The sequence below is a fragment of the Acidovorax benzenivorans genome, from assembly GCF_028680575.1.
GTDB lineage: Bacteria > Pseudomonadota > Gammaproteobacteria > Burkholderiales > Burkholderiaceae_C > Acidovorax > Acidovorax benzenivorans.
The window spans coordinates 287970-313970 of sequence record NZ_JAPCKI010000006.1 but is presented as its reverse complement, the minus strand read 5'-3'; the positions used below and the strand labels follow the sequence as shown (position 1 = coordinate 313970).

The following is a 26001-nucleotide window of genomic DNA, read 5'->3' as shown; positions in this document are numbered from 1 at the left end:
CGCTGTAAACGGCAGTGCGCCTGCCATTGTGCGCCGCCGCCCGGTGTGGTGAAAGCGCAGGCTGGCTTAGAACCGGCGCATGCCCAGCCCGTCCAGCGACAGCTCGGGCTCGCGCTGCGCGATCAGGTCCGCCACGGCCCGTGCGCTGCCGCAGGCCAGGGCCCAGCCACCGGCGCCGTGACCGGTGTTGAGCCACAGTCCTGGCACGCCGCTGGCGCCTACCACCGGGGCGCCGTCGGGCAGCATGGTGCGTGCGCCGCGCCAGATTTGCAGGTTGGACGACAGCTGCGCGCCACCAGGGAACCAGTCGTTCAGCGTGCGGTACAGGCGCTGCAGTGTGGGCGTGTGGTGTTCGGCATCGGCGCCCGCCAGTTCGGCGCCGCCAGCAATGCGCACGCGCTGGCCCAGGCGGGTGATGGAGATCTGCTGGCCCGCATCCACCACGCTGGCGCGGGGGGCGTGGGTGGATTCGCGCAGCGGGGCGCTGACGGAATAGCCATACACGGCCGCCATGGGCAGGCCCAGGCCCAGCGCGGGCAGCAGCGTGGCCGATGCCATGCCCGCGCACAGCACCACGGCATCAAAGCGGCGCAGGTCCGCTTCGCCTTGCAGCGCCACGCCGGTGGGGCTGGTGCCGAGGCGGTCCACGCGGGTGTTGAACACAAACTGCACACCTGCACCTTGGATGCCCTGGCGCAGCAGCTGGGCAAACAGGCGGCAGTTGCCCGCGCGCGCGTCGGGCAAGTGGATGGCGCCTGCCAGCGGCGCCTCAGGCGACAGGCCGGGCTCGATCTGGCGTGCCACATCGGCATCGATCTCGCGCAAGGTCACGCCGCTGTCGCGCAGCACCTGCAGCGCGGGCTGCAGGCGGGTGCGGTCTTCCTCGGTGCGCAGCAGCACCAGGCGGCCATCGCTGGCCTCAAAGTCCAGCTCGTGCTGGCTGGCGATGGCTTGCAGGCGCGTCTGGCTGTACTGCGCCAGGCGCTCGACGGCGGCGGCCGGTGCGCTGTGGCTGCGAGCCATGCTGCGCCAGCGCCGCAGCCAGGCCCAGTTGGCGCGGGTCAGGCCACCAGCCAGTCGCAGGGTGGCCTGTGCCCCCATCAGTCGCAGCGGCTGGCCAAAGCCCGGCAACGCCCAGGGGTTGAGCAGGTGGGGCGCGAGCAGTCCGGCGGTGGCAAAGCTGGCCTCTTCGGCGGCCGCGCTGCGTTGTTCAAACACCGTGACTTCGTGGCCGTCGCTGGCCAGTTCGTACGCGGTGGTGACGCCGACAATGCCGGCGCCCACGATGGCAATCTTCATGAATTTGGGTGTTTTTGGCTTCTAGCGCTTATTGGTAAATCGCTAGTAGCTATTATTTTTGTAGTATTTGTTCGATCTGCAGGCTCACATTGAGCACTGTGTCGTCCCTGAGCGCTCCGTGCCAGACCATCAGCCCGACCGGGAGTTCCCCTTGCACATGGCAGGGCAGGGACAGCGCGCAGCCGTCCAGCAGGTTGACCACGCTGGTGTTGCGCAGCAGCAGGTTGTTGACGCGGAAGAACTCTGCGTCGCGGGCTGCGTCCTGGGTTTTATCTACGCCATCTACGGGGGCAACATCGGCCACCAGCGGTGCCACGATGGGCACGGTGGGCGACAGCAGCGCGTCGTACTGATCCATGTCGGCGAGCATGTGTGCAATCCATTGCTGGCGCGCCTGCAACAGGTCGATGTATTCCCAGGCCATCAGCGTGGCGCCTTTTTCGATGCGCATGCGCACCCGGGGGTCGTAGCGGTCGCCTGCGCGCTGCAGCAGGTCGCGGTGCCAAGCGTAGGCTTCGGGGGCGGCAAATCCGTAGGCGGGTTGCTCCAGCACGGCGGGCAGGGCGATGGTGTCGATCTGGGCGCCAGCCTGGCGCAAGGCTTCCACACTGCGCTCAAAGGCGCGGGCCACAGTGGCGTCCAGCCCGTCGAGGAAGAGGGTGGATGGCACGGCCAGCCGGTACTGGGACAGTGGCGCCAGGCTGCGCGTCACGCGCCGGGCGGCCAGCACCTCGTGCGCCACGATGGCATCTCGCACGGTGCGCGTCATGGCGCAGGCAGTGTCGAGGGTGGTGGACAGTGGCACAGCCCCGGTGGTGGGCACCAGCCGGGCGGTGTTCTTGAAGCCCACGATGCCATTGAGCGCTGCAGGAATGCGGATGGAGCCGCCGGTGTCAGACCCCAGCCCGATGAACGCAGCCCCGGTGGCTACCGACACCCCGGCGCCAGACGAAGACCCCCCTGGCACGCGGGGCGCGCCAGGCAGGGCGCCAAAACGGGCGTCCCAGGCTGCGGGGGTGCCGTAGTGGGGGTTGACACCCACGCCCGAGAATGCGAACTCCACCATATTCGTGCGGCCAATCAGGCTGGCACCCGCCGCGCGCAGCCGGGCCACGGCCGGGCAGTCTTGCGCTGCTGCGGGAGCCCCTGTCAGCGCGGTGGAGCCCGCCGGGGTGGGTTGGCCTGCCATGTCAAACAAATCCTTCACCGACACGGCCAGCCCTGCCAAGGGCAACTGGGCCACGCCTGGCTGCACCGCCGTGGTGCGTGCGGCGTCAAACAACGTTCGTACAAAGCTGCGGGTGTTGGAGGTTGCCTGGGCCGCGTTGATGCAGCGCTCCAGTTCGGCGGGCGCGGTGGTGGCGCCGTCCCGCAGTTGCTCACGGGTGGCGATGAAGTCAGGGAGCATGGGTGTGCTAGAATCTTTGGGTTTTGCTGGGAGCAGTAGCGCTGTGTGCAAGGTTTGCACAACCGGCGTGGCCGCTGCGGCAAGACCAATCGCAAAGCAGCCCTGTCAAGGTGTTGCGGTGTTCGTGAGGATCACGGCACTGCAAATATTGGGGCTGATTTTAGACCTAACCTTTGGAGTATTTTTATGTCCGTTACCATGCGCGAAATGCTGGAAGCCGGTGTCCACTTCGGTCACCAAACCCGCTTCTGGAACCCCAAGATGGCCCCCTACATCTTCGGCCATCGCAACAAGATTCACATCATCAACCTGGAAAAGTCGCTGCCACTGTTCCAGGAAGCCCAAAAGTTCGCAAAGCAACTGGCTGCCAACCGCGGCACCATCCTGATGGTCGGCACGAAGCGCCAAGCCCGTGAAATCCTGGCCACCGAAGCGCAACGCGCTGGCGTTCCCTTCGTGGACCAGCGCTGGCTGGGCGGCATGCTGACGAACTTCAAGACCGTGAAGACCTCGATCAAGCGCCTGAAGGACATGAAGGCTCAGCAAGAAGCTGGCCTCGACAGCCTGAGCAAGAAGGAGCAACTGACGTTCTCCCGCGAAATCGAGAAGCTCGAAAAGGACATCGGCGGCATCCAGGACATGGCTGCTCTGCCCGACGCCATCTTCATCATCGACGTGGGCTTCCACAAGATCGCCGTGGCCGAAGCCAAGAAGCTGGGCATCCCGCTGATCGGCGTGGTTGATACCAACCATTCGCCCGAAGGCATCGACTACGTGATCCCTGGTAACGACGACTCGGCCAAGGCTGTGACGCTGTACGCCCGTGGCATCGCTGACGCGATCATCGAAGGCCGCGCCAACGCCGTGAACGAAGTTGTGAAGGCTGTTGCTGCCGAGAGCTCCGACGAATTCGTGGAAGTGCAAGAAGCCGCTGCCTGATAGCCCGGCTGCGCGATCCGTCGCGAACAAAAGCGGGGCCCCTGGTGAGCCCCCTTTTTTTTAGCTCGACTCTGAACTGACTGAACTGAACACTGAAGGAATAAAGATGGCTGCAATTACCGCAAGCATGGTGGCTGAACTGCGTGGCAAGACCGACGCTCCGATGATGGAATGCAAGAAGGCTCTGACGGAAGCCGACGGCGACATGGCCAAGGCGGAAGAGCTGCTGCGCGTCAAGCTGGGCACCAAGGCTGGCAAGGCCGCATCGCGCATCACCGCTGAAGGCGTGGTCGCCAGCTACATCGACGGCACCACGGGTGCCCTGGTCGAAGTCAACAGCGAAACCGACTTCGTCTCCAAGAACGACAGCTTCATCGCCATGGCCAATGCTGCTGCCAAGCTGGTGGCCGAGCACAACCCTGCTTCTGTCGAAGCCCTGGGTGCGCTGCCCTACATCCAAGACAGCTTCGGCCCCACGCTGGAAGACGTGCGCAAGGGCCTGATCGGCAAGATCGGCGAGAACATGTCGTTCCGCCGCTTCAAGCGCTTCAGCGGCTCCAACTTGGCTGCCTACCTGCACGGCTCGCGCATCGGCGTGGTCGTCGAGTTCGACGGTGACGCCACCGCCGCCAAGGATGTTGCCATGCACGTGGCCGCCATGAAGCCCGTGGCCCTGACCAGCGCCGACGTGCCAGCCGACCTGATCGCCAAGGAGCGCTCGGTGGCCGAAGGCAAGGCTGATGAGGCCAACAAGGAACTCGTGGCTGCTGGCAAGCCCGCGCAAAGCGCCGAAATCACGGCCAAGCGCATCGACGGCGCTGTGCAGAAGTACCTGAAGGAAGTCTCGCTGGCTGACCAGGTCTTCGTGAAGGCTGCCGACGGCAAGCAGACCGTGGCCCTGATGCTCAAGGCTGCCAACACCAACGTGAAGGGTTTCACCCTGTACGTGGTGGGCGAAGGCATCGAAAAGAAGGTGGACGACTTCGCTGCTGAGGTGGCTGCCCAGGTGGCTGCTGCCAAGGCTGCTGCCTGATCGTTCCCTGTATCCACCCCACCCAAGCCTCGTACCACTTACCGGAGAAATTTCCCATGTCCAACGCTGCACCAGCCCACAAGCGCATTTTGCTCAAGCTGTCTGGTGAGGCGCTGATGGGGGATGACGCCTTCGGTATCAACCGTGCCACCATCGTGCGCATGGTCGAGGAGATCGCCGAAGTGACCCGCCTGGGTGTCCAGGTGGCCGTGGTGATCGGTGGGGGCAATATCTTCCGTGGTGTCGCGGGCGGCTCGGTCGGGATGGACCGGGCGACTGCCGACTACATGGGCATGCTGGCCACCGTGATGAATGCCCTGGCCCTGGCAGATGCTATGGACAAGCAGGGCTTGGTGGCCCGCGTGATGTCCGCCATTGCCATCGAGCAGGTGGTCGAGCCCTATGTGCGCCCCAAGGCGCTGCAGTATCTTGAAGAGGGCAAGGTCGTGGTCTTCGCGGCCGGGACGGGCAATCCCTTTTTCACCACCGACACGGCGGCCGCCTTGCGTGGCGCCGAAATTGGTGCCGAGCTGGTGCTCAAAGCCACCAAGGTGGACGGCGTTTATACTGCCGACCCCCAGAAGGATCCTACGGCAACGCGCTACACCAAGCTCAGCTTTGATGAGGCCATGTCCCGCAATCTGGGCATCATGGATGCGACCGCCTTCGCCCTGTGCCGTGACCAGAAGCTGCCGGTGAAGGTGTTCTCCATCATCAAACACGGCGCCTTGAAGCGCGTGGTGATGGGTGAAGACGAAGGTACGCTGGTTTACGCTTGACCACGATGGATGATGGCCTGCACCGGATGCAGGCCGGCCCCAGGAGAAAACATGACGATTGCCGACATCAAGAAAAATGCAGAAACCAAGATGGACCAGTCCATCTCGGCGTTCAAGAACAACCTGCAGAAGATCCGCACAGGCCGAGCCAATCCGGCGCTGCTTGATACGGTGCAGGTCGAGTATTACGGCTCCCTGGTTCCGCTGAGCCAGGTGGCCAATGTGGCCCTGATCGATTCGCGCACCATCAGCGTGCAGCCCTGGGAAAAGGGCATGGGCGCCAAGATTGAAAAGGCCATCCGCGAGAGCGACCTGGGCCTGAACCCGGCCTCCATGGGCGACCTGATCCGCGTGCCCATGCCCCCCATGAGCGAAGAGCGCCGCAAGGAAATGACCAAGCTCGCGCGCAACGAAGGTGAAAGCGCCAAGATCGCCGTGCGTAACCTGCGCCGCGATGCCAACGAATCGGTCAAGAAATTGGTCAAGGACAAGCTGGCGTCCGAAGACGACCAGAAGCGCGCCGAAACGGACGTGCAAAAGTTCACCGACAAGCACATCGCCGAAATCGATGCGTTGGTGGCTGCCAAAGAGCAGGAAATCATGGCGGTTTGAGCCCCCAGGGCTCGAACATTCTCATGTCTGTATCTCCGGTGGTGCCACACCACATTGCGATCGTCATGGATGGCAACGGCCGCTGGGCCACGCGCCGATTCCTGCCGCGTCTGGCCGGCCACAAACAAGGGGTTGACTCACTGCGCCGCTGCGCACGCGCTTGCGTGCAGCGCGGCGTGTGTGTGCTCACGGTGTTCGCCTTCTCTTCCGAAAACTGGAACCGTCCCGCGGACGAGGTCTCTGGCCTCATGGAACTGCTGGCGATGGCACTGGCACGCGAAGTGCCGCAACTCAAGAAGGATGGCGTGCGTCTTCACTTTGTGGGCGAGCGAGACAGCCTTTCGCCCAAGGTGCAAAACGGCCTGGCGCAGGCGGAAGCTGCCACGGCGGACAACACCAGCCTCGTGCTCAACGTCTGTTTCAACTACGGAGGCCGTTGGGACATCGCGCAGGCTGCCGCATCGCTGGCAGCCCGTGGCGAGCCCATCACCGAGGCCAGTCTGCACAGCGCGATGGGATTGGCCCATGTGCCGGACCCCGACCTGGTGATTCGTACCGGGGGCGAGATGCGGATCAGCAATTTTTTGCTCTGGCAGTCGGCATACTCCGAGTTCTTCTTCAGCGACCGGCTGTGGCCCGATTTCGATGAGTCCGCACTGGACGAAGCCATCGACGCCTTCAGCCGCCGCGAGCGCCGTTTTGGCAAAACCTCTGAACAGATTCTGTCCGCGCATCCTGACCCGATGCCGGGCTGAGAACCTGAACAGGTTCTGAAAGCCCCCATGCTTCAACAGCGCGTGATCACCGCCCTTGTTCTGCTGGCTATTTTGTTGCCCGCGCTTTTCTATGCCAACACCGTCCCGTTCACGCTGGTCGTACTGGTCCTGATGGCCGCAGGGGCTTGGGAATGGGGTCGTCTGAGCGGATTTGGTCAGGCGGGCTCTGTGGCGGTGGGTGTGGCGTGTGTGGCTCTGTGTGCCGGGTCGTGGGCTCTGGGCTGGGTGGGCCGGCCGCTGACCGCCCTCTGGGTGGTGGGGGGCGGGCTGTGGGTCCTGGCAGCGGCCTGGCTGCTCAAGGCCGGAGTGCCCGGCTGGCCCCGCATACCGGCGGGTTTGCGCCTGGTTGCCGGTGTGCTCGCCTTGTGGTTGGCGTGGCTGGCCGTGGTGCAGGCCCGCAATGTGGGCATCAACTTTTTGCTGTCGGTGTTGTTGCTGGTGTGGGTGGCAGACATCTTTGCTTACTTTGCGGGCCGCGCGTTCGGGCTGCGGTTTACCAAGGGCAAGCTCGCACCCTCGATCAGCCCCGGCAAGAGCTGGGAGGGCGTGTGGGGTGGCCTGGCAGGTGTGATGGTGATGGCCTTTGTCTGGGTGGCGGCCGATGCCCACTGGCAGGCGGTAGTGCCCAGTTTCTACACCCTCATGGCGCAACAGGGCTGGTGGTTGCTGGTGATTGCGGCGCTGTTCATGGTGGCCATGAGCGTGTCGGGTGACCTGGTGGAGTCGCTCATCAAGCGCAGCGCCGGTGTCAAGGACAGCAGCGGTCTGTTGCCCGGACACGGCGGCGTGCTCGACCGCGTGGACGCCTTGCTGCCCACACTGCCCCTGGCCATGATGCTAACGAGCCTGACGACCCCATGATGAAACAACGACTCACCGTTCTCGGCTCCACCGGCTCCATCGGGACCAGTACGCTGGATGTGGTGGCACGCCACCCCGAGCGCTTCGAGGTGTTCGCCCTCAGCGCTGCGACACAAGTGGACTTGCTGCTGGCGCAATGCGCTCAGTTTCGCCCTCGCTATGCGGTGATGGCCAGTGCCGCTCATGCGGCAGTTCTGGCAGAGAAATTGCAGGCGAATAGCCTTCCAACGCAGGTGATTCAAGCGCAAAATGCTCTTGAAACCATAGCAGACCATGAGGAAGTCGATGCCGTGATGGCGGCCATCGTGGGGGCGGCCGGCCTTGCCCCTTGCCTGGCTGCGGCGCGTGCAGGCAAACGATTGCTGCTGGCCAACAAGGAGGCCCTGGTGGTGGGCGGTGGGCTGTTCATGCAGACCGTGCGCGACGGCGGTGCCACATTGCTGCCCATCGACAGCGAACACTCTGCGATTTTCCAGTGCTTGCCGGAAGACCCTGCCACCTGGTCTGACCGGGTGGACAGTATCCTGCTCACGGCTTCAGGCGGCCCGTTCCGTCAGCGGGACCCGTCCACGCTGTCGCAGATCACCCCCGACCAGGCGTGTGCGCACCCCAATTTCTCGATGGGGCGCAAGATTTCGGTGGACTCGGCCACGATGATGAACAAGGCCCTGGAGGTCATCGAGGCGCGCTGGCTGTTTGACCTGCTCCCGGACCAGATCAAGGTGGTCATCCACCCGCAGCAGATCATCCACTCGATGGTTCAGTTCAAGGATGCCTCCATCCTGGCTCAGCTGGGTACCCCCGACATGCGCGTGCCCATTGCCTGTGGCCTGGCCTGGCCCGAGCGCATCACCAGCGGTGCCAGCAAGCTCGATTTCTCCACCCTGAGCGCCCTGGCGTTCGAGGACGCGGATGCCATGCGCTTTCCGGGCCTGCACCTGTCCTGGCAGGCCCTGAAGGCGGCGGAGGGAACCACGGCGGTGCTGAACGCTGCCAATGAGGTGGCGGTGGGGGCCTTTTTGTCTGGCCGGCTGCGTTTTGACCATATTCATGCGGTCAACCTTGCAACTTTGGATGCAGTTTCGCCCTCCAAGCCCGATTCGCTCGCCGCATTGCTGGATCTGGATACTCAGGCCCGCCATGCGGCAGAACATGTGGCGGGCCGTCTGGCTGCCTGACTGTCGCCCAACTCAGGAACCATCCATCCATGCTGCTCACTATCGCTGCCTTCATCGTGGCCCTCGGTCTTCTGATCGCGGTGCACGAATACGGGCACTACCGCGTGGCGGTGGCCTGTGGGGTCAAGGTATTGCGGTTCTCAGTGGGTTTTGGTAAGCCATTGCTGCGTTGGCAGCCCCAGGGCTCGCCCACGGAGTTTGTGCTGGGCGCCTTCCCTCTGGGGGGCTATGTGCGCATGCTGGACGAGCGTGAGGCTCCGGTGCCTGCCGAAGAGCGGCATCTGGCCTTCAATACCCAACCCCTGCGCTCGCGTGCGGCCATCGTGGCTGCCGGGCCTGTCGCCAACCTGCTGCTGGCAGTGCTGCTGTATTCGGTGGTGAACTGGAATGGCGTTGAAGAGCCTCGGGCCATCTTGGCGAGTCCGGTGGCGGGCTCCGTGGCACAAAGTGCTGGTTTGCGTGGTGGCGAACTGGTGGAGCGCGCCGCATTGGGCGCCGAAGATCTGGAGCCGGTTCGCTCGTTTGAAGACCTGCGCTGGCTGCTGACCCGTGGTGCGCTGGAGGGGCTGAACGTACGCCTTGACGTGCAGTCTGCCCATGGTGCAGGCCACCGCGAGGTCGTACTCGACATGTCCCGTATCGACAGCCGTGAGGCCGATGCCCAGCTGTTTCGCAAGGTCGGCATCCTTGGCCCCTGGACCCGTCCCGTGCTGGGTGAGGTGATGGCGCAAAGCGCGGCCGAGCGCTCTGGTCTGCGCCAGGGCGATGTGGTGCTCAAGGTGGGCCAGACCGATGTGGTGGACGGGCAGCAGCTGCGCGGGCTGATCCGGCAGTCGGTGCGTGGCAACGAGCCGCTGGTGCAGCCATGGCGCATTGAGCGCGGTGGTCAGGTGATCACGCTGGACGTGTTGCCAGAGGCCGTGGCCGAACCCGGTAGTACGGTGGGGCGCATTGGAGCTTATGTGGGCGCCGCGCCAGAGTTTGTCACGGTGGACTACGGGCTGGTCGATGGCCTGTGGGGTGGGGTGGTGAAGACCTGGGATGTGTCGCTGCTCACCCTGCGCATGATGGGGCGCATGGTAATCGGCGAGGCGTCGCTCAAGAACCTCAGCGGCCCCTTGACCATCGCCGACTATGCGGGCCGCTCGGCCAGCATGGGGCTCACCCAGTACCTCATCTTTCTGGCCCTCATCAGTGTGAGCCTTGGGGTGTTGAACCTGCTTCCACTACCTGTCTTGGACGGTGGGCACCTGATGTATTATCTTTGGGAGGGTGTCACGGGCAAAGGCGTTTCGGATGCGTGGATGGAGCGACTGCAGCGTGGAGGCGTTGCAGTCCTGTTGGTCATGATGTCCATAGCCCTGTTCAACGATATCACCCGGCTCTTTGGCTAACACTTTTGCCGCGCTTGCCTAGCAACTGCGGCTCCCGCTTCATTCATGAAAAAACACATCAATCGCCTGGGCGTGCGTACCGCATCGGCCGTTGCAGCCATGGTTTTTGCCGCCAATGCGGCATGGGCTCTGGAGCCATTCAAGGTGCAGGACATTCGCGTGGAAGGCTTGCAGCGTGTGGAGCCCGGTACCGTGTTCGCGTCCATGCCCCTGCGGGTCGGTGACGACTACAACGACGAAAAAGGTGCAGCGGCGATCCGCGCCCTGTTTGGCCTGGGGCTCTTCAAGGACGTGCGCCTGGAAGCCAGCGGCAGCGTATTGGTGGTGGTGGTGGAAGAGCGCCCCACGGTGGCCGACGTGGACTTTGCCGGTGCCCGCGAATTCGACAAGGACGCACTCAAAAAAGCCATGCGCGAGGTGGGACTGACGGAGGGGCGCCCTTACGACAAGGCGCTCACCGACCGTGCCGAGCAGGAGCTCAAGCGCCAGTACATCAACAAGAGCCTGTACGGCGCCGAGGTGGTGACCACGGTGACGCCCATCGAGCGCAACCGCGTGAATCTGACTTTCACGGTGACAGAAGGCGAGCCTGCGCGCATCAAGGAAGTGCGTATTGTGGGCAACAAGGCGTTCAGCGAGTCGACACTCAAGGGCCTGTTCGACCAGGACACGGGGGGCTGGCTGAGCTGGTACACCAAGTCCGACCGTTATTCGCGTGCCAAGCTCAACGCCGACCTTGAGACGCTGCGTTCGTACTACCTGCAGCGCGGCTACCTGGAGTTCCGCGTGGACTCGACGCAGGTCGCCATCTCCCCGGACAAGCAGGACATTTCCATCATCGTCAATGTCACTGAGGGAGAGCGGTATGTGGTGTCGGGCGTGAAGCTCGAAGGCAACTATCTGGACCGCGAAGACGAGTTCAAGTCGCTGGTGACCATCCGGCCCGGTGAGCCCTACAACGCCGACCAGGTGACCGAAACCACCAAGGCGTTTTCCGAATACTTTGCCCGTTTTGGCTTTGCATTTGCCCGCGTGGAGGCCGTGCCCGAAATCGACCGCGAAAACAATCGCGTCAATTTCGTGTTGCAGGCCGAGCCAGCGCGCCGCGCCTATGTGCGCCGCATCAACGTGAGTGGCAACAACCGCACACGCGATGAAGTCATTCGCCGGGAGTTCCGCCAGTACGAAGCCTCCTGGTACGACGGCGACAAGATCCGTCTGTCCCGCGACCGCGTGGACCGTCTGGGCTTCTTCACGGAAGTGAACGTGGAAACACAGGAAGTGCCAGGCTCGCCCGATCAGGTCGACCTAGTGATCAATGTGGCAGAAAAGCCCACTGGCTCGCTACAGCTGGGCGTGGGTTTCTCCAGTGCTGAGAAGGCGTCACTCTCGTTTGGTATCAAGCAGGAGAACATCTTTGGCTCGGGCAACTACCTGGGCATCGACGTCAACACCAGCAAGTACCGGCGCACACTGGTGTTCAGCACCACCAACCCGTATTTCACGCCCGAAGGCATCTCGCGCACGCTCGATGTGTACTACCGCACCGACAAGCCCTATGAAGACCAGGGTGGCAACTACCAGTTGGTCACCACAGGGACGTCCGTGCGTTTTGGCGTGCCTTTCAGTGAGACCGACACCGTGTTCTTCGGCGGCGGGCTGGAGCAGACCCGCATCAAGCCCGGCACGAACATCCCCGCCACCTACCTGTTCTATGCCGACAAGTTCGGCTACAGCAGCACGTCGATTCCTTTGACGGTGGGTTGGTCCCGTGATGACCGTGACAGCGCGCTGGCGCCCAACTCCGGCCGCTACCAGCGCCTCAATTCAGAGTGGTCTGTGGCTGGTGATGCGCGTTACGTGCGGGCCAATTACCAGTACCAACAGTACATTCCGCTCAATAAGCGCTTCACCATTGCCTTCAATGGCGAGGCGGGCTATGGCAAGGGCATGAATGGCCGTCCGTTCCCGGTGTTCAAGAACTTCTACTCCGGTGGCCTGGGCTCGGTGCGTGGTTTCGACCAGGGCACCCTGGGCCCGCGTGATGTGACCGGAGCTTCGCTGGGGGGGCCCAAGAAGATCACGCTGAACACCGAGTTGATTGCTCCGTTCCCAGGCGCGGGCAATGACCGGACCCTGCGTGTCTTCACGTTCCTGGACGTGGGCAATGTGTACGGCGAGAACGACAAAGTTACCTTCAGTGACATGCGTGCCTCTGTGGGCCTGGGTCTGAGCTGGATTTCACCGCTTGGCCCCTTGCGTTTGGCGTTTGCGCAGCCGGTGCGCAAGTTCGCCGGCGATAGAATCCAGAAACTGCAATTCCAGATTGGAACGTCTTTCTAATGAAATCCTTTTCTCGCCATCTCTCCGTGGCCTTGCTGCTCGGCACCGTTGCCATCGCAGCCCCAGCTCAAGCGCAAGAGTTCAAAGCCGGTTTCGTCAACACCGACCGCATCTTCCGTGAGGCCACCACGGCCAAGGCTGCACAGGCCAAGCTGGAGCAGGAGTTTTCTCGCCGTGAGAAAGAACTGGTGGACATGGGCAACACCCTGAAGACTGCCAGCGACAAGTTTGAGCGTGAAGCTCCCACCATGGCAGAAAGCCAGCGCACTGCGCGCCAGCGTCAGCTGGTGGACCAGGATCGCGATTTCCAGCGCAAGCGCCGTGAATTCCAGGAAGACCTGAGCGCCCGCAAGAACGAAGAGCTGTCGCAAGTGCTGGAACGCGCCAACAAGGTCGTCAAGCAGGTTGCCGAGGCCGAGAAGTACGACGTGATCCTGCAAGAGGCTGTGTACATCAACCCCAAGCACGACATCACCGACAAGGTGATCAAGGCCCTGAATGCCGCTGCTGCTGCCAAGTAAGCCGCTGCGCAGGACAGGTGGCGCGTGAGCAGCTTGCTTCTCGGGCACATTGTTGATGCGCTCGGTGGTTCGCTGGAAGGGGGCGTGCGGGAAACCGCCATCGCCCGCATTGCGCCACTGGAGGTCGCGGGCCCAGGAGACCTCAGTTTCCTGAGCAACCCTCGCTACCAACAGCAACTGGCCGCCTCCCGGGCGGCCTGTGTCATTGTGGCGCCTGCCATGCGCGAGGTCGCGCTGGCGCGTGGTGCCTGCATCGTGGCTGATAACCCCTACGTGTACTTTGCCAGGGCCACCCAGTTGTGGCGGCAACACAATACGCCACCGCGGCCGTCCGGCGTACACGCCAGCGCAGTGGTTGATCCCACGGCGCAGGTGCACCCCTCGGCCACCATTGGTCCGCTGTGCGTGGTCGAGCGGGGTGCCACGGTGGGCGCAGATACCGTACTCAAGTCGCGCGTCACCGTGGGCGAGGACTGCCATATCGGCGCGCGCTGCATCGTCCACCCGGGCGTGGTGATCGGGGCCGACGGGTTCGGTTTTGCACCGGAAAACGGGCAGTGGGTCAAGATCGAGCAACTGGGTGCTGTGCGCATCGGGGATGACGTCGAGATTGGTGCCAACACATGCATCGACCGGGGTGCGCTGCAGGACACGGTGATCGAAGACGGCGTAAAGCTCGACAACCTGATCCAGATCGGCCACAACGTTCGCATCGGCAAACACTCGGCCATGGCTGGGTGTGTAGGTGTGGCGGGCAGTGCCACCATCGGGGCGCATTGCACCGTGGGTGGCGGCGCCATCGTGTTGGGGCACCTGGAGCTGGCCGACAACGTGCATATTTCGGCCGCCACGGTGGTGACGCGCTCTCTGACCCGGCCTGGCCAGTACACCGGCATGTTCCCCATCGACGACAATGCGCGCTGGGAAAAAAACGCTGCCACACTCAAACAATTGCACAGCCTGCGCGAGCGCATCAAGACGCTGGAGCAGGCCCTCAAGGCAGCATGAACGGAAGAACAACTCGATGATGGATATTCACGCAATTCTCAAACAACTGCCCCACCGCTACCCGTTTTTGCTGGTGGACAAGGTGATCGAGTTGGAGAGCAACACCCGCATCAAGGCCATCAAGAACGTCACGTTCAACGAGCCCTATTTCATGGGGCATTTCCCCGGTCGTCCAGTGATGCCAGGTGTGCTGATTCTGGAAGCGCTCGCCCAGGCGGCGGGCTTGCTGGCATTTGATGCCATGGGCAAGGTGCCCGATGAGAACAACATCTACTACTTTGTCGGCATTGACGGCGCGCGTTTCAAGCGCCCTGTGGAGCCCGGCGACCAGTTGATCCTGAGCATCACCATCGACCGCGTGCGTGGTGGCATCTGGAAGTTCAAGGGCGTAGCCAGTGTGGGCGAAGAGGTGGCCTGCGAGGCCGAGCTCATGTGCACCATGCGCAGCGTGGGTTGATCGGTTCAGGCCTGTTGGATCGTGAGCAATATCCACCCCACAGCCATCGTTGCGGACGGCGCCCGTCTGGACCCCACGGTCACAGTGGGGCCGTATGCGGTCATCGGCGAGCACGTGTCCATCAGAGCAGGGACTACGGTCGGCGCGCATTGTGTGATCGACGGGCGCACCACGATTGGTGCCGACAACCGTATCTTTCAGTTCAACTCGATCGGCGCCATCCCTCAAGACAAGAAATACGCGGGCGAGCCCACGGAGCTGGTCATCGGTGACCGCAACACCATCCGCGAGTTCTGCACCCTGAATCTCGGTGTACCCCAGGCCGGTGGTGTCACCACAGTGGGTGATGACAACTGGATCATGGCGTACACCCACATCGCCCACGATTGCCATGTGGGCAATCACACCACGTTGGCCAACAACACCACGCTGGCTGGCCATGTACACCTGGGCGATTGGGTGACGGTGGGCGGGCTCACCGGCATTCACCAGTTCGTCAAGGTCGGCGCCCATGCCATGGTTGGTTTTGCCAGCGCAGTGAGTCAGGATGTGCCCCCCTTCATGCTGGTAGATGGCAACCCTCTGGCCGTGCGCGGCTACAACGTGGTGGGGCTGCGTCGCCGTGGTTTCTCGGCCGAGCGCATTGCCGCAGTCAAGCAAATGCACAAGCTGATCTACCGCCAGGGCCTTACGCTGGAGGCCGCACGAGCCGCCATTGCAGAGCTGGCACAGTCCGCGCCGCAGGCCAGTGATGATGCCGCGATGATGGAACGGTTCCTGGCCGACGCCACGCGCGGCATTGCGCGCTGAGGGCTCGGTGATGGCAGATTCCCCCCGCGTCGCCATGGTGGCGGGCGAGACGTCGGGCGACTTGCTGGCGGGCTTGCTGATCGACGGCATGCAGGCGCATTGGCCCGGGCTGCAATCCAGCGGCATTGGCGGGCCGCAGATGGCACGCCGTGGTTTTGCTGCCTGGTGGCCCAGCGAAAAACTGGCAGTGCATGGCTACAGCATGGAGGTGTTGCGCCGGTTGCGCGAGTTGCTGGGCATTCGCAAGCAGCTGCGTGAGCGCCTGCTCAAAGACCGCCCCGATGTGTTCATTGGTGTGGATGCGCCCGATTTCAACTTGGGCCTGGAGGCCGATTTGCGCGCCGCGGGTATCAAGACCGTGCACTTCGTGTGCCCCTCGATCTGGGCGTGGCGCGCCGACCGTGTCGAAAAAATCCGCCGCAGTGCAGACCATGTGTTGTGCATCTTCCCGTTTGAGCCGGAGCTGCTGGCGCGGCACGGCATTGCCGCCACCTATGTGGGGCACCCGCTGGCAGGCGTGATTCCCATGGTGCCGGACCGCGCTGCCGCTCGGGCGCAACTGGGTTTGAGTGATGACGACGAGGTCCTGGCCATCCTGCCTGGCAGCCGGTCCTCCGAGATCCAGTACATCGCCCAACCCTTTTTTGAGGCGGCAGCGCTTGTCCTGAAAGCGCGACCAGCTATCAAATTGGTAGTGCCTGCCGTGCCCGCCTTGCGTGAGCGCATCGAGCAGGCCGCCCAAGCCAGTGGGCTGGGTGGGGCGGTGCAGATTGTGGGGGGCCAGTCCCACACGGTGCTGGCCGCCTGTGATGCGACCCTGATTGCCAGCGGCACCGCGACGCTGGAGGCCGCGCTCTTCAAGCGTCCCATGGTGATCGGTTATCACATGCACCCGCTCAGCTGGTGGCTCATGCGCCGCAAGCAGTTGCAACCCTGGGTTGGGCTGCCCAATATTTTGTGCCGCGAGTTTGTGGTGCCTGAACTGATCCAGGATGCCGCTACGCCGCAGGCGCTGTGCGCTGCAACGCTGGATTGGCTGGATGCGCGGGGCCAACAACCACAGAAAATCGCCGCCCTGGAGCAGCGCTTTACGGCCCTGCACGAAAGCCTGCTGCGCAACACTCCCCAACTGGCTGCCGATGCGATCCAGAAAATCCTCGCTCCCGCTGCCTGAGCAGGCCTGCCTGCCCTGGCATCCGCCCGGCCTGGTGGCAGGGGTGGATGAGGCCGGCCGTGGCCCCCTGGCCGGGCCGGTGGTGGCGGCTGCCGTGATCCTGGACGACTTGCACCCCATTGCAGGCTTGGCCGACTCCAAAAAGCTCACGGCCGCGCGGCGCGAGAAGCTCTACGACGAGATCCGTGCCAAGGCCCTGTGCTGCAGCATTGCCGAGGCCAGCGTTGAAGAAATCGACCAACTCAACATCCTGCAGGCCACACTGCTGGCCATGCGCCGGGCCGTCATGGGGCTGCGGCTCAAACCGGCCATGGTGCTGGTGGACGGCAACCGGCTGCCGGTGCTGGATGTCCCGGCCGAGGCCATCGTCAAGGGCGACGCGCTGGTGTCGGCCATCTCGGCGGCTTCGATCCTCGCCAAGGTGCACCGCGACCGCTGGTGCGTGCAGGTGCATGACGAGTTTCCTCAATACGGCTTTGCCGGCCACAAGGGCTACGGTACGGCCGTGCACATGGCGGCCCTGCGTGAGCACGGCGCCTGTATCCACCACCGCCGCTCGTTTGCGCCCGTGGCCCAGAACCTGCGTGCCTGACCCTGAACGGGCCCTGAGAAATTGCCATGACCTCCTCGTCCGTGACCGCCATTCATTCCCGTGACAACGCCTTCGTCAAGGATTTGCGTCGTTTGGCCCAGGACACCACGGCCTACCGCAAGCAAGGCCGCGTCTGGCTGGAGGGAGATCATCTGTGCCGCGCTGCGCTCGCGCGAGGCTTGCGGGCATCGGTAGCGGTGTTTTCAGAGTCTTTTTGGCCACAGGCGCAGGTGGAATATGCGGGAGCAGCTACAAAATTCATAGTGCTTGCCGATGCACTGTTTGCGGACGTGAGCGGGCTGGAGTCGCCCGCCTCGATGGGTTTTATCCTGGACCTGCCCGCACCGGCGTCGCTCAGGTCCGATGCAGCCACCGTGGTGCTGGACAGGGTGCAGGACGCGGGCAACGTGGGCTCCATCCTGCGCAGCGCCTCGGCGTTCGGTTTCCGCCAGGTGGCTGCCATCAAGGGCAGCGCCGCGTTGTGGTCGCCCAAGGTCTTGAGGGCTGGTATGGGGGCGCATTTCGCGCTCGACCTGATCGAGGGGTTGGCGCTGGACGACTTGGCAGCCCTGCAAATGCCGCTGCTGGTCACTAGCTCGCACGCGGGCGAATTTTTGCACCGTGCCGCCTTGCCCTGGCCCTGTGCCTGGGTGCTGGGCCACGAAGGGCAGGGCGTCAGCCCGGCACTGGAAGACCGGGCCGCCCTGCGCATCCGCATCGCCCAGCCCGGGGGCGAGGAGTCGTTGAACGTGGCGGCCGCCGCGGCCATCTGCCTGCACGCGAGCGGGGCAGGGCGCTGAACCTGCGGCCACAGTGGTCTCGTGGACGCTTTGGGCGGGGTGAAATTCCGCAGGTCATAGTCGCTGGTATCAGGGTTATGCAAGGAGTGCATTGCGGCTGAGATAGCGCTCAGGGGTATAATCGGGAGCTTTTCTCGCAACAGCGTCGCCCGACCGCACCCAAAGCAACAACCCATCTGAGAGCAGCCATTGGCACCGTCGCACTTCGAGTGTGCGAGTGGCCTGCAGGCGCCGGGCGACCGTAACCATCCGGAGAACCCAGTGCTTTTGTCTCTCAAGGGAAACTTCCCGCCCGCCATTCTGGCGCTCGCAGACGGCACGGTCTTTATCGGTAACTCGATCGGTGCCACCGGCACCACGGTCGGTGAAGTGGTGTTCAACACCGCCATCACCGGCTACCAGGAAATCCTCACCGACCCCAGCTACTGCCAGCAGATCGTCACCCTGACGTATCCGCACATCGGCAACTATGGCGTCAATGCGGAAGACATCGAAGCCGACAAGGTCCACGCTGCAGGCCTGATCATCAAAGACCTGCCCCTTCTGGCCAGCAACTTCCGATCCACCGAAACGCTTTCGCAGTACCTCGTGCGCGAAAAGACGGTGGCCATTGCCAACATCGATACCCGCAAGCTGACCCGCCTACTGCGCGACAAAGGCGCGCAGAACGGCGCGATCCTGGGTCTGGCGACCGGTGAGGCCGTCACACAGGCTCGCATCGACGAAGCCCTGGCTGCAGCCAAGGCTGCGCCCAGCATGAAGGGCCTGGACCTCGCCCAGGTGGTGACCACCCCCTCGACCTACACCTGGGACCAGACCGAGTGGAAGCTGGGTGAAGGCTACGGCAAACAGGCTGCACCGCGCTTTCACGTGGTGGCGTATGACTACGGCGTCAAGAAGAACATCCTGCGCATGCTGGCCGAGCGTGGCTGCAAGCTCACCGTGGTGCCAGCCAAGACGCCCGCTGCCGACGTGCTGGCCATGAAGCCGGACGGCGTGTTCCTGTCCAACGGGCCTGGCGACCCAGAGCCCTGCGACTACGCCATTGAAGCCACGCGCCAGATCATCGACGCTGGCGTGCCCACCTTCGGCATTTGCCTGGGTCATCAGATCATGGCCCTGGCCAGTGGCGCCAAGACCTTCAAGATGGCCAACAGCCATCACGGTGCCAACCATCCGGTCAAGGACCTGGACAACGGCCGCGTGAGCATCACCAGCCAGAACCACGGTTTTGCCGTCGAGATGGCCTCGTTGCCTGCCACATTGCGCCCCACGCACATCAGCCTGTTCGATGGCACGCTGCAAGGGTTGGAACGTACCGACAAGCCTGCGTTCTGCTTCCAGGGCCACCCCGAGGCATCGCCCGGCCCGCACGACATCGCCTACCTGTTTGACCGCTTCACCGCGCTGATGGAGAAGAAATAATGCCAAAGCGCACAGACCTCAAATCGATCCTCATCATTGGCGCCGGCCCGATCATCATCGGCCAGGCCTGCGAGTTCGACTACTCCGGCGTGCAGGCCTGCAAGGCCCTGCGCGAGGAAGGCTACAAGGTCATCCTGATCAACAGCAACCCCGCGACGATCATGACCGACCCGGCCACTGCCGACGTCACCTACATCGAGCCCATCACTTGGCAGACGGTCGAGAAGATCATCGCCAAGGAACGCCCTGACGCCATCCTGCCCACTATGGGCGGACAGACTGCGCTGAACTGCGCGCTGGACCTGTGGCACAACGGTGTGCTCGACAAGTACAAGGTCGAGCTGATCGGCGCCACACCCGAAGCCATTGACAAGGCCGAAGACCGCCTGAAGTTCAAGGACGCCATGACCAAGATCGGTCTGGGCTCCGCGCGCTCTGGCATCGCCCACAGCATGGACGAAGCCTGGGCCGTGCAAAAGAGCGTGGGCTTCCCCACGGTGATCCGCCCCAGCTTTACGTTGGGTGGCACGGGCGGCGGCATTGCCTACAACCCCGAAGAGTTCGAGACCATCTGCAAGCGCGGCCTGGAAGCCTCGCCCACCAACGAGCTGCTGATCGAAGAGTCGCTGCTTGGCTGGAAAGAGTACGAGATGGAGGTGGTGCGCGACAAGGCGGACAACTGCATCATCATCTGCTCCATCGAGAACCTGGACCCGATGGGCGTGCACACGGGTGACTCGATCACTGTGGCCCCTGCGCAGACGCTGACGGACAAGGAATACCAGGTCTTGCGCAATGCATCCCTGGCCGTGCTGCGCGAAATTGGCGTGGACACCGGTGGCTCCAACGTGCAGTTCTCGATCAACCCCAAAGACGGCCGCATGGTCGTGATCGAGATGAACCCGCGCGTCTCGCGCTCCTCGGCACTGGCCTCCAAGGCCACCGGCTTCCCCATCGCCAAGGTCGCGGCCAAGCTGGCGGTGGGCTACACGCTCGATGAGCTCAAGAACGAAATCACGGGCGGCGCTACGCCCGCGTCGTTCGAGCCTTCGATCGACTACGTGGTCACCAAGATCCCGCGTTTCGCGTTCGAAAAATTCCCCACGGCCGACAGCCGCCTGACCACGCAGATGAAGTCCGTGGGCGAAGTCATGGCCATGGGGCGCACTTTCCAGGAATCCTTCCAGAAAGCCCTGCGCGGCCTAGAAGTGGGCGTGGACGGCATGAACGAAAAGACCCAGGACCGCGAAGTGCTGGAGAAGGAACTGGGCGAGCCCGGCCCCGAGCGCATCTGGTACGTGGGCGACGCCTTCGCCATGGGCCTGTCGGTCGATGAAGTGTTTGACCTCACGAAGATCGACAAGTGGTTCCTGGTGCAGATCGAGCAGATCGTTAAGATCGAACTCGACATCGACAAGCTGGTGGCCGAAAAGGGTGATGGTGCCCTGGCGGCGCTGGATGCGGGCACGCTGCTCACGCTCAAGCAAAAAGGTTTCTCGGACCGCCGTTTGGCCAAGCTGCTCAAGACCACCGAGAAGGCGGTGCGCGAGGCGCGCCGCGCGCTCAAGGTGCGCCCCGTGTACAAGCGTGTGGACACCTGTGCGGCCGAGTTTGCCACCAACACTGCGTACCTGTACTCCACCTACGAAGTCGCACCCCACGGTGGTGTCGCCGAGTGCGAGTCGGAGCCTACGAACAACAAGAAGATCATGGTGCTGGGCGGTGGTCCCAACCGCATTGGCCAGGGCATCGAGTTCGACTACTGCTGCGTGCATGCAGCGCTCGCCATGCGCGAGGACGGCTATGAAACCATCATGGTCAACTGCAACCCCGAGACCGTCTCCACCGACTACGACACCTCCGACCGCCTGTACTTCGAGCCCGTGACGCTCGAGGACGTGCTCGAGATCGTGGACAAGGAAAAGCCGGTCGGCGTGATCGTGCAGTATGGCGGTCAGACGCCTTTGAAGCTCGCCCTGGGCCTTGAAGCCGAAGGCGTGCCGATTATCGGCACCACGCCCGACATGATCGATGCGGCTGAAGACCGCGAGCGCTTCCAGAAGCTGCTGGGTGACCTCGGCCTGCGCCAGCCGCCCAATGCCACGGCCCGTACTGAGCCCGAAGCCCTGGAAAGGGCCGCTGCCCTGGGCTACCCCCTGGTGGTGCGTCCCAGCTACGTGCTGGGTGGCCGTGCGATGGAAATCGTGCATGAGCAGCGTGACCTGGAACGCTACATGCGCGAAGCCGTCAAGGTGAGCAACGACTCGCCCGTGCTGCTGGACCGTTTCCTCTCCAACGCCATCGAGTGCGATGTGGACTGCGTGCGTGACTCCGCAGGCGTCACCTTCATCGGTGGTGTGATGGAGCACATCGAGCAGGCCGGCGTGCACAGCGGCGACTCTGCCTGCTCGTTGCCCCCGTACTACCTGTCGCAGCCGACCATCGACGAGATCAAGCGCCAGACTGCCGCCATGGCCCAAGGCCTGAGCGTGGTGGGCCTGATGAACGTCCAGTTCGCCATCCAGGAAGTCGACGGCAAGGACGTGATCTACGTGCTCGAAGTGAACCCCCGTGCATCGCGCACGGTGCCCTTCGTGAGCAAGGCCACGGGCATCCAGTTGGCCAAGGTGGCGGCGCGTTGCATGGCGGGCCAGACCCTGGCTTCGCAGGGCATCACCAAGGAGGTGACGCCGCCTTACTTCAGCGTGAAGGAAGCCGTGTTCCCGTTCGTCAAGTTCCCCGGCGTGGACACCATCCTCGGCCCCGAGATGAAGTCCACCGGCGAGGTGATGGGCGTGGGCAAGACCTTTGGCGAAGCCTTCGTGAAGAGCCAGCTGGGCGCGGGCACCAAGCTGCCAACGTCCGGCAAGGTGTTCCTCACCGTCAAGAACAGCGACAAGCCCCGTGCGGTGGACATTGCCCGCCAGCTGGTGGCGTTGGGCTTTGAGCTGGTGGCTACCAAGGGCACGGCAACGGCCATTGAGGCTGCCGGTGTGCCGGTGAAGGTGGTCAACAAGGTCACCGAAGGCCGCCCGCACATCGTGGACATGATCAAGAACAACGACATCGTCATGGTCATCAACACGGTGGAAGAGCGCCGCAACGCGATCGCTGATTCGCGGGCCATCCGCACGTCTTCGCTGCTGGCTCGCGTCACGACCTTCACCACCATTTTTGGTGCCGAGGCTGCCGTGGAAGGCATGAAGTACCTGGACAAGCTCGACGTGTACTCGGTGCAGGAATTGCACGCCCAACTGCTGGCTTGAGCCGCAGCAAAAGCGGCATAATCTGCCCTTGATCTGACACCGCCGCTCGGCAACGTGCGGCGGTTTCCTTTTGTAGATGTGCCATGTGCATCCCCAGGTATTGGCGGGGAGCAGCGTGGCGACCGATCGGTGGAAGTGCATTGCACTTTCACCGTTTTGACTTGTGGAGACTCAACAGCATGGCCACCATCCCAATTACCAAGCGCGGCGCTGAAATGCTCAAGGAAGAGTTGCACCGACTCAAGACCGTGGAGCGTCCCTCCGTGATCTCGGCCATTGCCGAAGCGCGCGCGCAGGGCGACCTGAGTGAAAACGCCGACTACGATGCAGCCAAGGACCGCCAGGGCTTCATCGAAGGCCGCATCCAGGAGATCGAGGGCAAGCTCTCGGTGGCCCAGGTCATTGACCCCAGCGCGGTCGATGGTGGCGGCAAGGTGGTGTTTGGTGCCACGGTCGAACTGGAAGACGAAGACTCTGGCGACACGGTGAAGTACCAAATCGTGGGCGAAGACGAGGCAGACCTCAAGCAGGGCCTGATCAACATCTCCAGCCCCATCGCGCGTGCGCTGATTGGCAAGGAAGAGGGCGATACCGCTGAGGTGCAGGCTCCCGGCGGTATTCGCCGCTATGAAGTGGTGGCGGTCAGCTACCAGTGAGCAGGCACAGCATGTTCCACCGCCTTCCTGCCCTGGTCGCAGCACTCTGGTGGGGCAGTCTGACCACCATCGGGTTTTTGGTCGTGCCCATGCTGTTTGTCCACCTTCCGTCGCCCATGGTGGCAGGCAACATGGCGGCCAAGTTGTTTGCGGCGCAGACTTGGGTGGCGGTGGCCTGCTGTCTGGTGCTGCTGCTGGTTTCAAGGCCCAAACAGGCCGTAGCGCAGTATCCATGGGCACAAGCTGCTATGGTTTTTATACTTGGTGGCCTGCTGCTGGCGCTGCTCACGCAGTTTGGCGTGGCGCCGCGCATCGTGGCGCGGCAGGATCTGCGGCTGTGGCACAGCGTGGGGACTGTGATGTATGGGCTGCAGTGGTGCTGCGCACTGGCTGTGCTGTGGCAAACATTGCGCTCCGACCAGAAACCGCCGGGGTTGTCGGGCGGGCCTGCAGACGCCTGAAACGCGTGCTGGGCGGAGCCCGCGCTGCCTCCAGGCTGCCTATTCTCGCCAGTGCTTGGCCACCCAGGTGGCAGGACGAATGAAGCGAAACCGCCGGTTGCGCCGCCCGGCCAAGGCATCGGGGGGGTTGCATTCCCCATGAAAAATCACGATGCGTGCTCCGTCGGGCACGAACGGTGCGCGCCAGTAGTTGGTAGGCCACGGCGGTATCCCGTGGTACTTGAAACTGGGGCACCACGCAGCGGGCCAGTATTGCAACTTGCCCTGCTTGTGCAAGAAGTCGGACAGATAGGCCTGCTCATTACGGAACTGCGTACGGATCTCGGCGAAGTGCTCGCGAAAATACGCCAGCACATCGGGGTGGGCGCCCAGTTCAAAGCGGTACACCGACGAGTTGCCCGTGATGCGCCATGGGCGCTTGTAGTCGTGGATGATCAGGAATTCGCCGGGCTGGGTAAAGAAATCATCCAGGCTGCCGGTGATGACCACATCCACATCCAGAAACAGTGCGGTGCCGCGCAGGCCGTGCAAATCTGCACTGAAGGTGGCCAGCTTGGTCCAGCCTCGCTCGGGAATGCCAGGCGGCAGATCGAGCGCGGGGATGGGCAGGCATTGCACTTCGCTGCGGATGCCGGTGTGGTCATCGGTGAGGCAGACAAAGCGGAAGTCTCCGCTCAGATGCCGTCGCACCATGGCATACAGCCGGTTGACGTATTCGGGGCCGTACTTTGTGCCCCATTTCATGCAGAGAATGTGGCGGGTGGGCGCCATGTTGGCAGGTGCTGCAACGCTTGCAGGTACTGCCGAGCCTGCCTCGTGGCTCATCAGTCGGCCTGGCGCTTCTTGATGGATTTTTGCTTGGGCTTGGCACGCTTGATCTGGCCGCCTGAAGTGAGGCGCTGGTTGCCAAGTACGCGCAACTGCTTGATCTCGGGGCGCTGGCCGCCACGTTTGCTGTACTTGAGCACTTTGACGTCGCGTGGACCGGGCATGCGGTCTTCATCGACGGTACGTTCCTTGACGGGCTGAGGCCGCCACAGCACCAGCAGCTTGCCAATATGCTGGATGGGCGCGGCGTTGAGTTCTGCGGTCAGCTCCTGGTACATCAGCTCGCGCGCCACGCGGTCATCGTTGAAAACACGGACCTTGATCAGTCCATGGGCATTGAGGGCGGCGTCGATTTCCTTTTTGACCGCAGGGGTGAGGCCATCGCCGCCGATCAGGACCACGGGGTCCAGGTGGTGAGCATTGGCGCGTTGTTCCCGGCGCTCGGCAGGAGTCAGTTGAATTTGGGGCATACCCGTATTATGTCTGCGGCCCGTCGTGGCGTGATGCCACCTCCCGTGTGGGGCCAGGCTTTGAACTCACCAGCTGCAACGATTGTCGAGAGACAATACCGCCATATGAAAGTCAAAACCCAGAGCAAGAAGGTGAACAAGGCGTGGCTCAACGACCACGTGAACGACACCTACGTCAAATTGGCGCACAAGGAGGGCTATCGAGCCCGTGCCGCATACAAGCTCAAGGAGATTGACGAGCAACTGGGCCTTATCAAGCCGGGCTATACGGTGGTCGATCTGGGCTCCACGCCTGGCGCGTGGAGCCAGTATCTGCGCAGGCGCATGTCGCCAGCAGGCGCCGCAGCGGGGCAGCTCAACGGGGTGATCATTGCGTTGGACATCCTGCCCATGGAGCCCATAGAAGGCGTTACCTACTTGAATGGCGACTTTCGCGAGCCCGAGGTGCTGGAGCGCCTGGAGCAGGCGCTCGACGGCCGGGTGGTGGACGTGGTGGTGTCTGATATGGCACCCAACCTGTCGGGCATCGAGTCGGCCGATGCGGCACGGATTGCGCATTTGGTGGAGTTGGCCGTGGATTTCGCGTGCAATCACTTGAAACCGGAGGGGGCCCTGGTGGTCAAGTTGTTCCACGGCAGTGGATACAGCGATCTGGTCACCCTGTTCAAGCAGACCTTCAAGGTCGTCAAGCCCTTGAAGCCCAAGGCCTCACGCGACAAGTCGTCGGAAACCTTCCTGGTGGGCATGGGGCTCAAAAAAGCGGGCGGTGCGGGCTTGCCTCAGGTCAAGAATCCGTGAGCTTTGCCCTCAAAGCCCGTGCAGATTCCATGGGCGTGAGGGGGAATAGAGCTGGCCCTGTGGCTTGAAAGACCTAAAATGGGCCGCACATGCGTGCCATGACGGCAGTGTGT

Annotated in this window: 25 protein-coding genes; 21 read left to right on the top strand and 4 right to left on the bottom strand. The window is 63.1% G+C overall.

Features of this window, described 5'->3' with window-relative positions; translation table 11 throughout:
• Positions 1-66: 66 nt before the first annotated feature.
• Positions 67-1299 (bottom strand): FAD-dependent oxidoreductase, encoded by a 1233-nt coding sequence (locus OIN59_RS13460; protein WP_274111071.1) that lies wholly within the window; start codon positions 1297-1299, stop codon positions 67-69.
• Between the two features lie 52 nt (positions 1300-1351).
• Complete coding sequence (locus OIN59_RS13455; RefSeq protein ID WP_274111069.1) at positions 1352-2707, bottom strand: amidase; 1356 nt, start codon at positions 2705-2707, stop codon at positions 1352-1354.
• A 186-nt stretch (positions 2708-2893) separates the two neighbouring features.
• On the opposite strand from OIN59_RS13455, the gene rpsB reads away from it, so the two are divergent.
• From rpsB to OIN59_RS13355, 20 genes are all read left to right on the top strand, one after another.
• Complete coding sequence (gene rpsB, locus OIN59_RS13450) at positions 2894-3646, top strand: 30S ribosomal protein S2 (protein WP_274111067.1); 753 nt, start codon at positions 2894-2896, stop codon at positions 3644-3646.
• A 106-nt stretch (positions 3647-3752) separates the two neighbouring features.
• On the top strand, positions 3753-4679 hold the full coding sequence (gene tsf, locus OIN59_RS13445; protein WP_274111065.1) for a translation elongation factor Ts: 927 nt from the start codon (positions 3753-3755) through the stop codon (positions 4677-4679).
• Positions 4680-4735: 56 nt separating this feature from the next.
• On the top strand, positions 4736-5458 hold the full coding sequence (gene pyrH, locus OIN59_RS13440) for a UMP kinase (RefSeq protein ID WP_008906712.1): 723 nt from the start codon (positions 4736-4738) through the stop codon (positions 5456-5458).
• A gap of 51 nt (positions 5459-5509) precedes the next feature.
• Positions 5510-6070 (top strand): ribosome recycling factor, encoded by a 561-nt coding sequence (frr, locus tag OIN59_RS13435; protein WP_055398246.1) that lies wholly within the window; start codon positions 5510-5512, stop codon positions 6068-6070.
• Positions 6071-6093: 23 nt separating this feature from the next.
• Complete coding sequence (gene uppS / locus OIN59_RS13430; RefSeq protein WP_274111060.1) at positions 6094-6825, top strand: polyprenyl diphosphate synthase; 732 nt, start codon at positions 6094-6096, stop codon at positions 6823-6825.
• Between the two features lie 27 nt (positions 6826-6852).
• The gene (locus tag OIN59_RS13425) at positions 6853-7707 is read left to right on the top strand and encodes a phosphatidate cytidylyltransferase (protein WP_274111057.1); all 855 of its coding nucleotides are present in this window, start codon (positions 6853-6855) and stop codon (positions 7705-7707) included.
• Positions 7707-8885 (top strand): 1-deoxy-D-xylulose-5-phosphate reductoisomerase, encoded by a 1179-nt coding sequence (ispC, locus tag OIN59_RS13420; protein ID WP_274111192.1) that lies wholly within the window; start codon positions 7707-7709, stop codon positions 8883-8885. The genes OIN59_RS13425 and ispC overlap by 1 nt, the downstream gene beginning before the upstream one ends.
• A gap of 29 nt (positions 8886-8914) precedes the next feature.
• Positions 8915-10279, top strand: a complete 1365-nt coding sequence (rseP, locus tag OIN59_RS13415) for an RIP metalloprotease RseP (protein WP_274111055.1) — start codon at positions 8915-8917, stop codon at positions 10277-10279.
• 45 nt (positions 10280-10324) lie between these two features.
• On the top strand, positions 10325-12622 hold the full coding sequence (gene bamA / locus OIN59_RS13410) for an outer membrane protein assembly factor BamA (protein ID WP_274111053.1): 2298 nt from the start codon (positions 10325-10327) through the stop codon (positions 12620-12622).
• Positions 12622-13143, top strand: coding sequence for an OmpH family outer membrane protein (locus OIN59_RS13405; RefSeq protein WP_274111051.1), 522 nt, complete (start codon positions 12622-12624; stop codon positions 13141-13143). The genes bamA and OIN59_RS13405 overlap by 1 nt, the downstream gene beginning before the upstream one ends.
• Positions 13144-13167: 24 nt before the next feature.
• On the top strand, positions 13168-14151 hold the full coding sequence (gene lpxD / locus OIN59_RS13400) for a UDP-3-O-(3-hydroxymyristoyl)glucosamine N-acyltransferase (protein ID WP_274111049.1): 984 nt from the start codon (positions 13168-13170) through the stop codon (positions 14149-14151).
• Positions 14152-14167: 16 nt separating this feature from the next.
• Positions 14168-14608: a 3-hydroxyacyl-ACP dehydratase FabZ gene (gene fabZ / locus OIN59_RS13395; RefSeq protein WP_010457855.1), complete on the top strand. Its 441-nt coding sequence runs from the start codon at positions 14168-14170 to the stop codon at positions 14606-14608.
• Positions 14609-14629: 21 nt separating this feature from the next.
• Entirely contained in the window at positions 14630-15418 is a 789-nt protein-coding gene (lpxA, locus tag OIN59_RS13390; RefSeq protein ID WP_274111046.1) for an acyl-ACP--UDP-N-acetylglucosamine O-acyltransferase, read from the top strand.
• A 10-nt stretch (positions 15419-15428) separates the two neighbouring features.
• Positions 15429-16592 (top strand): lipid-A-disaccharide synthase, encoded by a 1164-nt coding sequence (gene lpxB / locus OIN59_RS13385; protein WP_274111044.1) that lies wholly within the window; start codon positions 15429-15431, stop codon positions 16590-16592.
• Positions 16558-17184 carry a ribonuclease HII gene (gene rnhB / locus OIN59_RS13380; RefSeq protein WP_274111042.1) on the top strand — a complete coding sequence of 209 codons (627 nt, stop codon included), beginning with the start codon at positions 16558-16560 and terminating at the stop codon, positions 17182-17184. The genes lpxB and rnhB overlap by 35 nt, the downstream gene beginning before the upstream one ends.
• A 26-nt stretch (positions 17185-17210) precedes the next feature.
• Complete coding sequence (locus OIN59_RS13375) at positions 17211-17984, top strand: TrmH family RNA methyltransferase (RefSeq protein WP_274111040.1); 774 nt, start codon at positions 17211-17213, stop codon at positions 17982-17984.
• Positions 17985-18245: 261 nt separating this feature from the next.
• Positions 18246-19409, top strand: coding sequence for a glutamine-hydrolyzing carbamoyl-phosphate synthase small subunit (carA, locus tag OIN59_RS13370; RefSeq protein WP_274111038.1), 1164 nt, complete (start codon positions 18246-18248; stop codon positions 19407-19409).
• Positions 19409-22675, top strand: coding sequence for a carbamoyl-phosphate synthase large subunit (gene carB / locus OIN59_RS13365; protein WP_274111036.1), 3267 nt, complete (start codon positions 19409-19411; stop codon positions 22673-22675). Before carA ends, carB begins: the two co-directional genes overlap by 1 nt.
• A 179-nt stretch (positions 22676-22854) precedes the next feature.
• Positions 22855-23331 (top strand): transcription elongation factor GreA, encoded by a 477-nt coding sequence (greA, locus tag OIN59_RS13360; RefSeq protein WP_274111034.1) that lies wholly within the window; start codon positions 22855-22857, stop codon positions 23329-23331.
• Between the two features lie 11 nt (positions 23332-23342).
• Positions 23343-23792, top strand: coding sequence for a DUF4149 domain-containing protein (locus OIN59_RS13355; protein WP_274111032.1), 450 nt, complete (start codon positions 23343-23345; stop codon positions 23790-23792).
• 39 nt (positions 23793-23831) lie between these two features.
• Here OIN59_RS13355 and OIN59_RS13350 read toward each other — a convergent pair whose 3' ends face one another.
• Positions 23832-24617 carry a glycosyltransferase gene (locus OIN59_RS13350; protein WP_274111030.1) on the bottom strand — a complete coding sequence of 262 codons (786 nt, stop codon included), beginning with the start codon at positions 24615-24617 and terminating at the stop codon, positions 23832-23834.
• Positions 24617-25090, bottom strand: coding sequence for a YhbY family RNA-binding protein (locus OIN59_RS13345; RefSeq protein WP_056637897.1), 474 nt, complete (start codon positions 25088-25090; stop codon positions 24617-24619). The genes OIN59_RS13350 and OIN59_RS13345 overlap by 1 nt, the downstream gene beginning before the upstream one ends.
• A 105-nt stretch (positions 25091-25195) precedes the next feature.
• Here OIN59_RS13345 and OIN59_RS13340 point away from each other — a divergent pair, with 105 nt between their 5' ends.
• A complete protein-coding gene (locus OIN59_RS13340) occupies positions 25196-25888 on the top strand; it encodes an RlmE family RNA methyltransferase (RefSeq protein ID WP_274111026.1) in 693 nt (230 codons plus the stop codon).
• Positions 25889-26001: the final 113 nt, after the last annotated feature.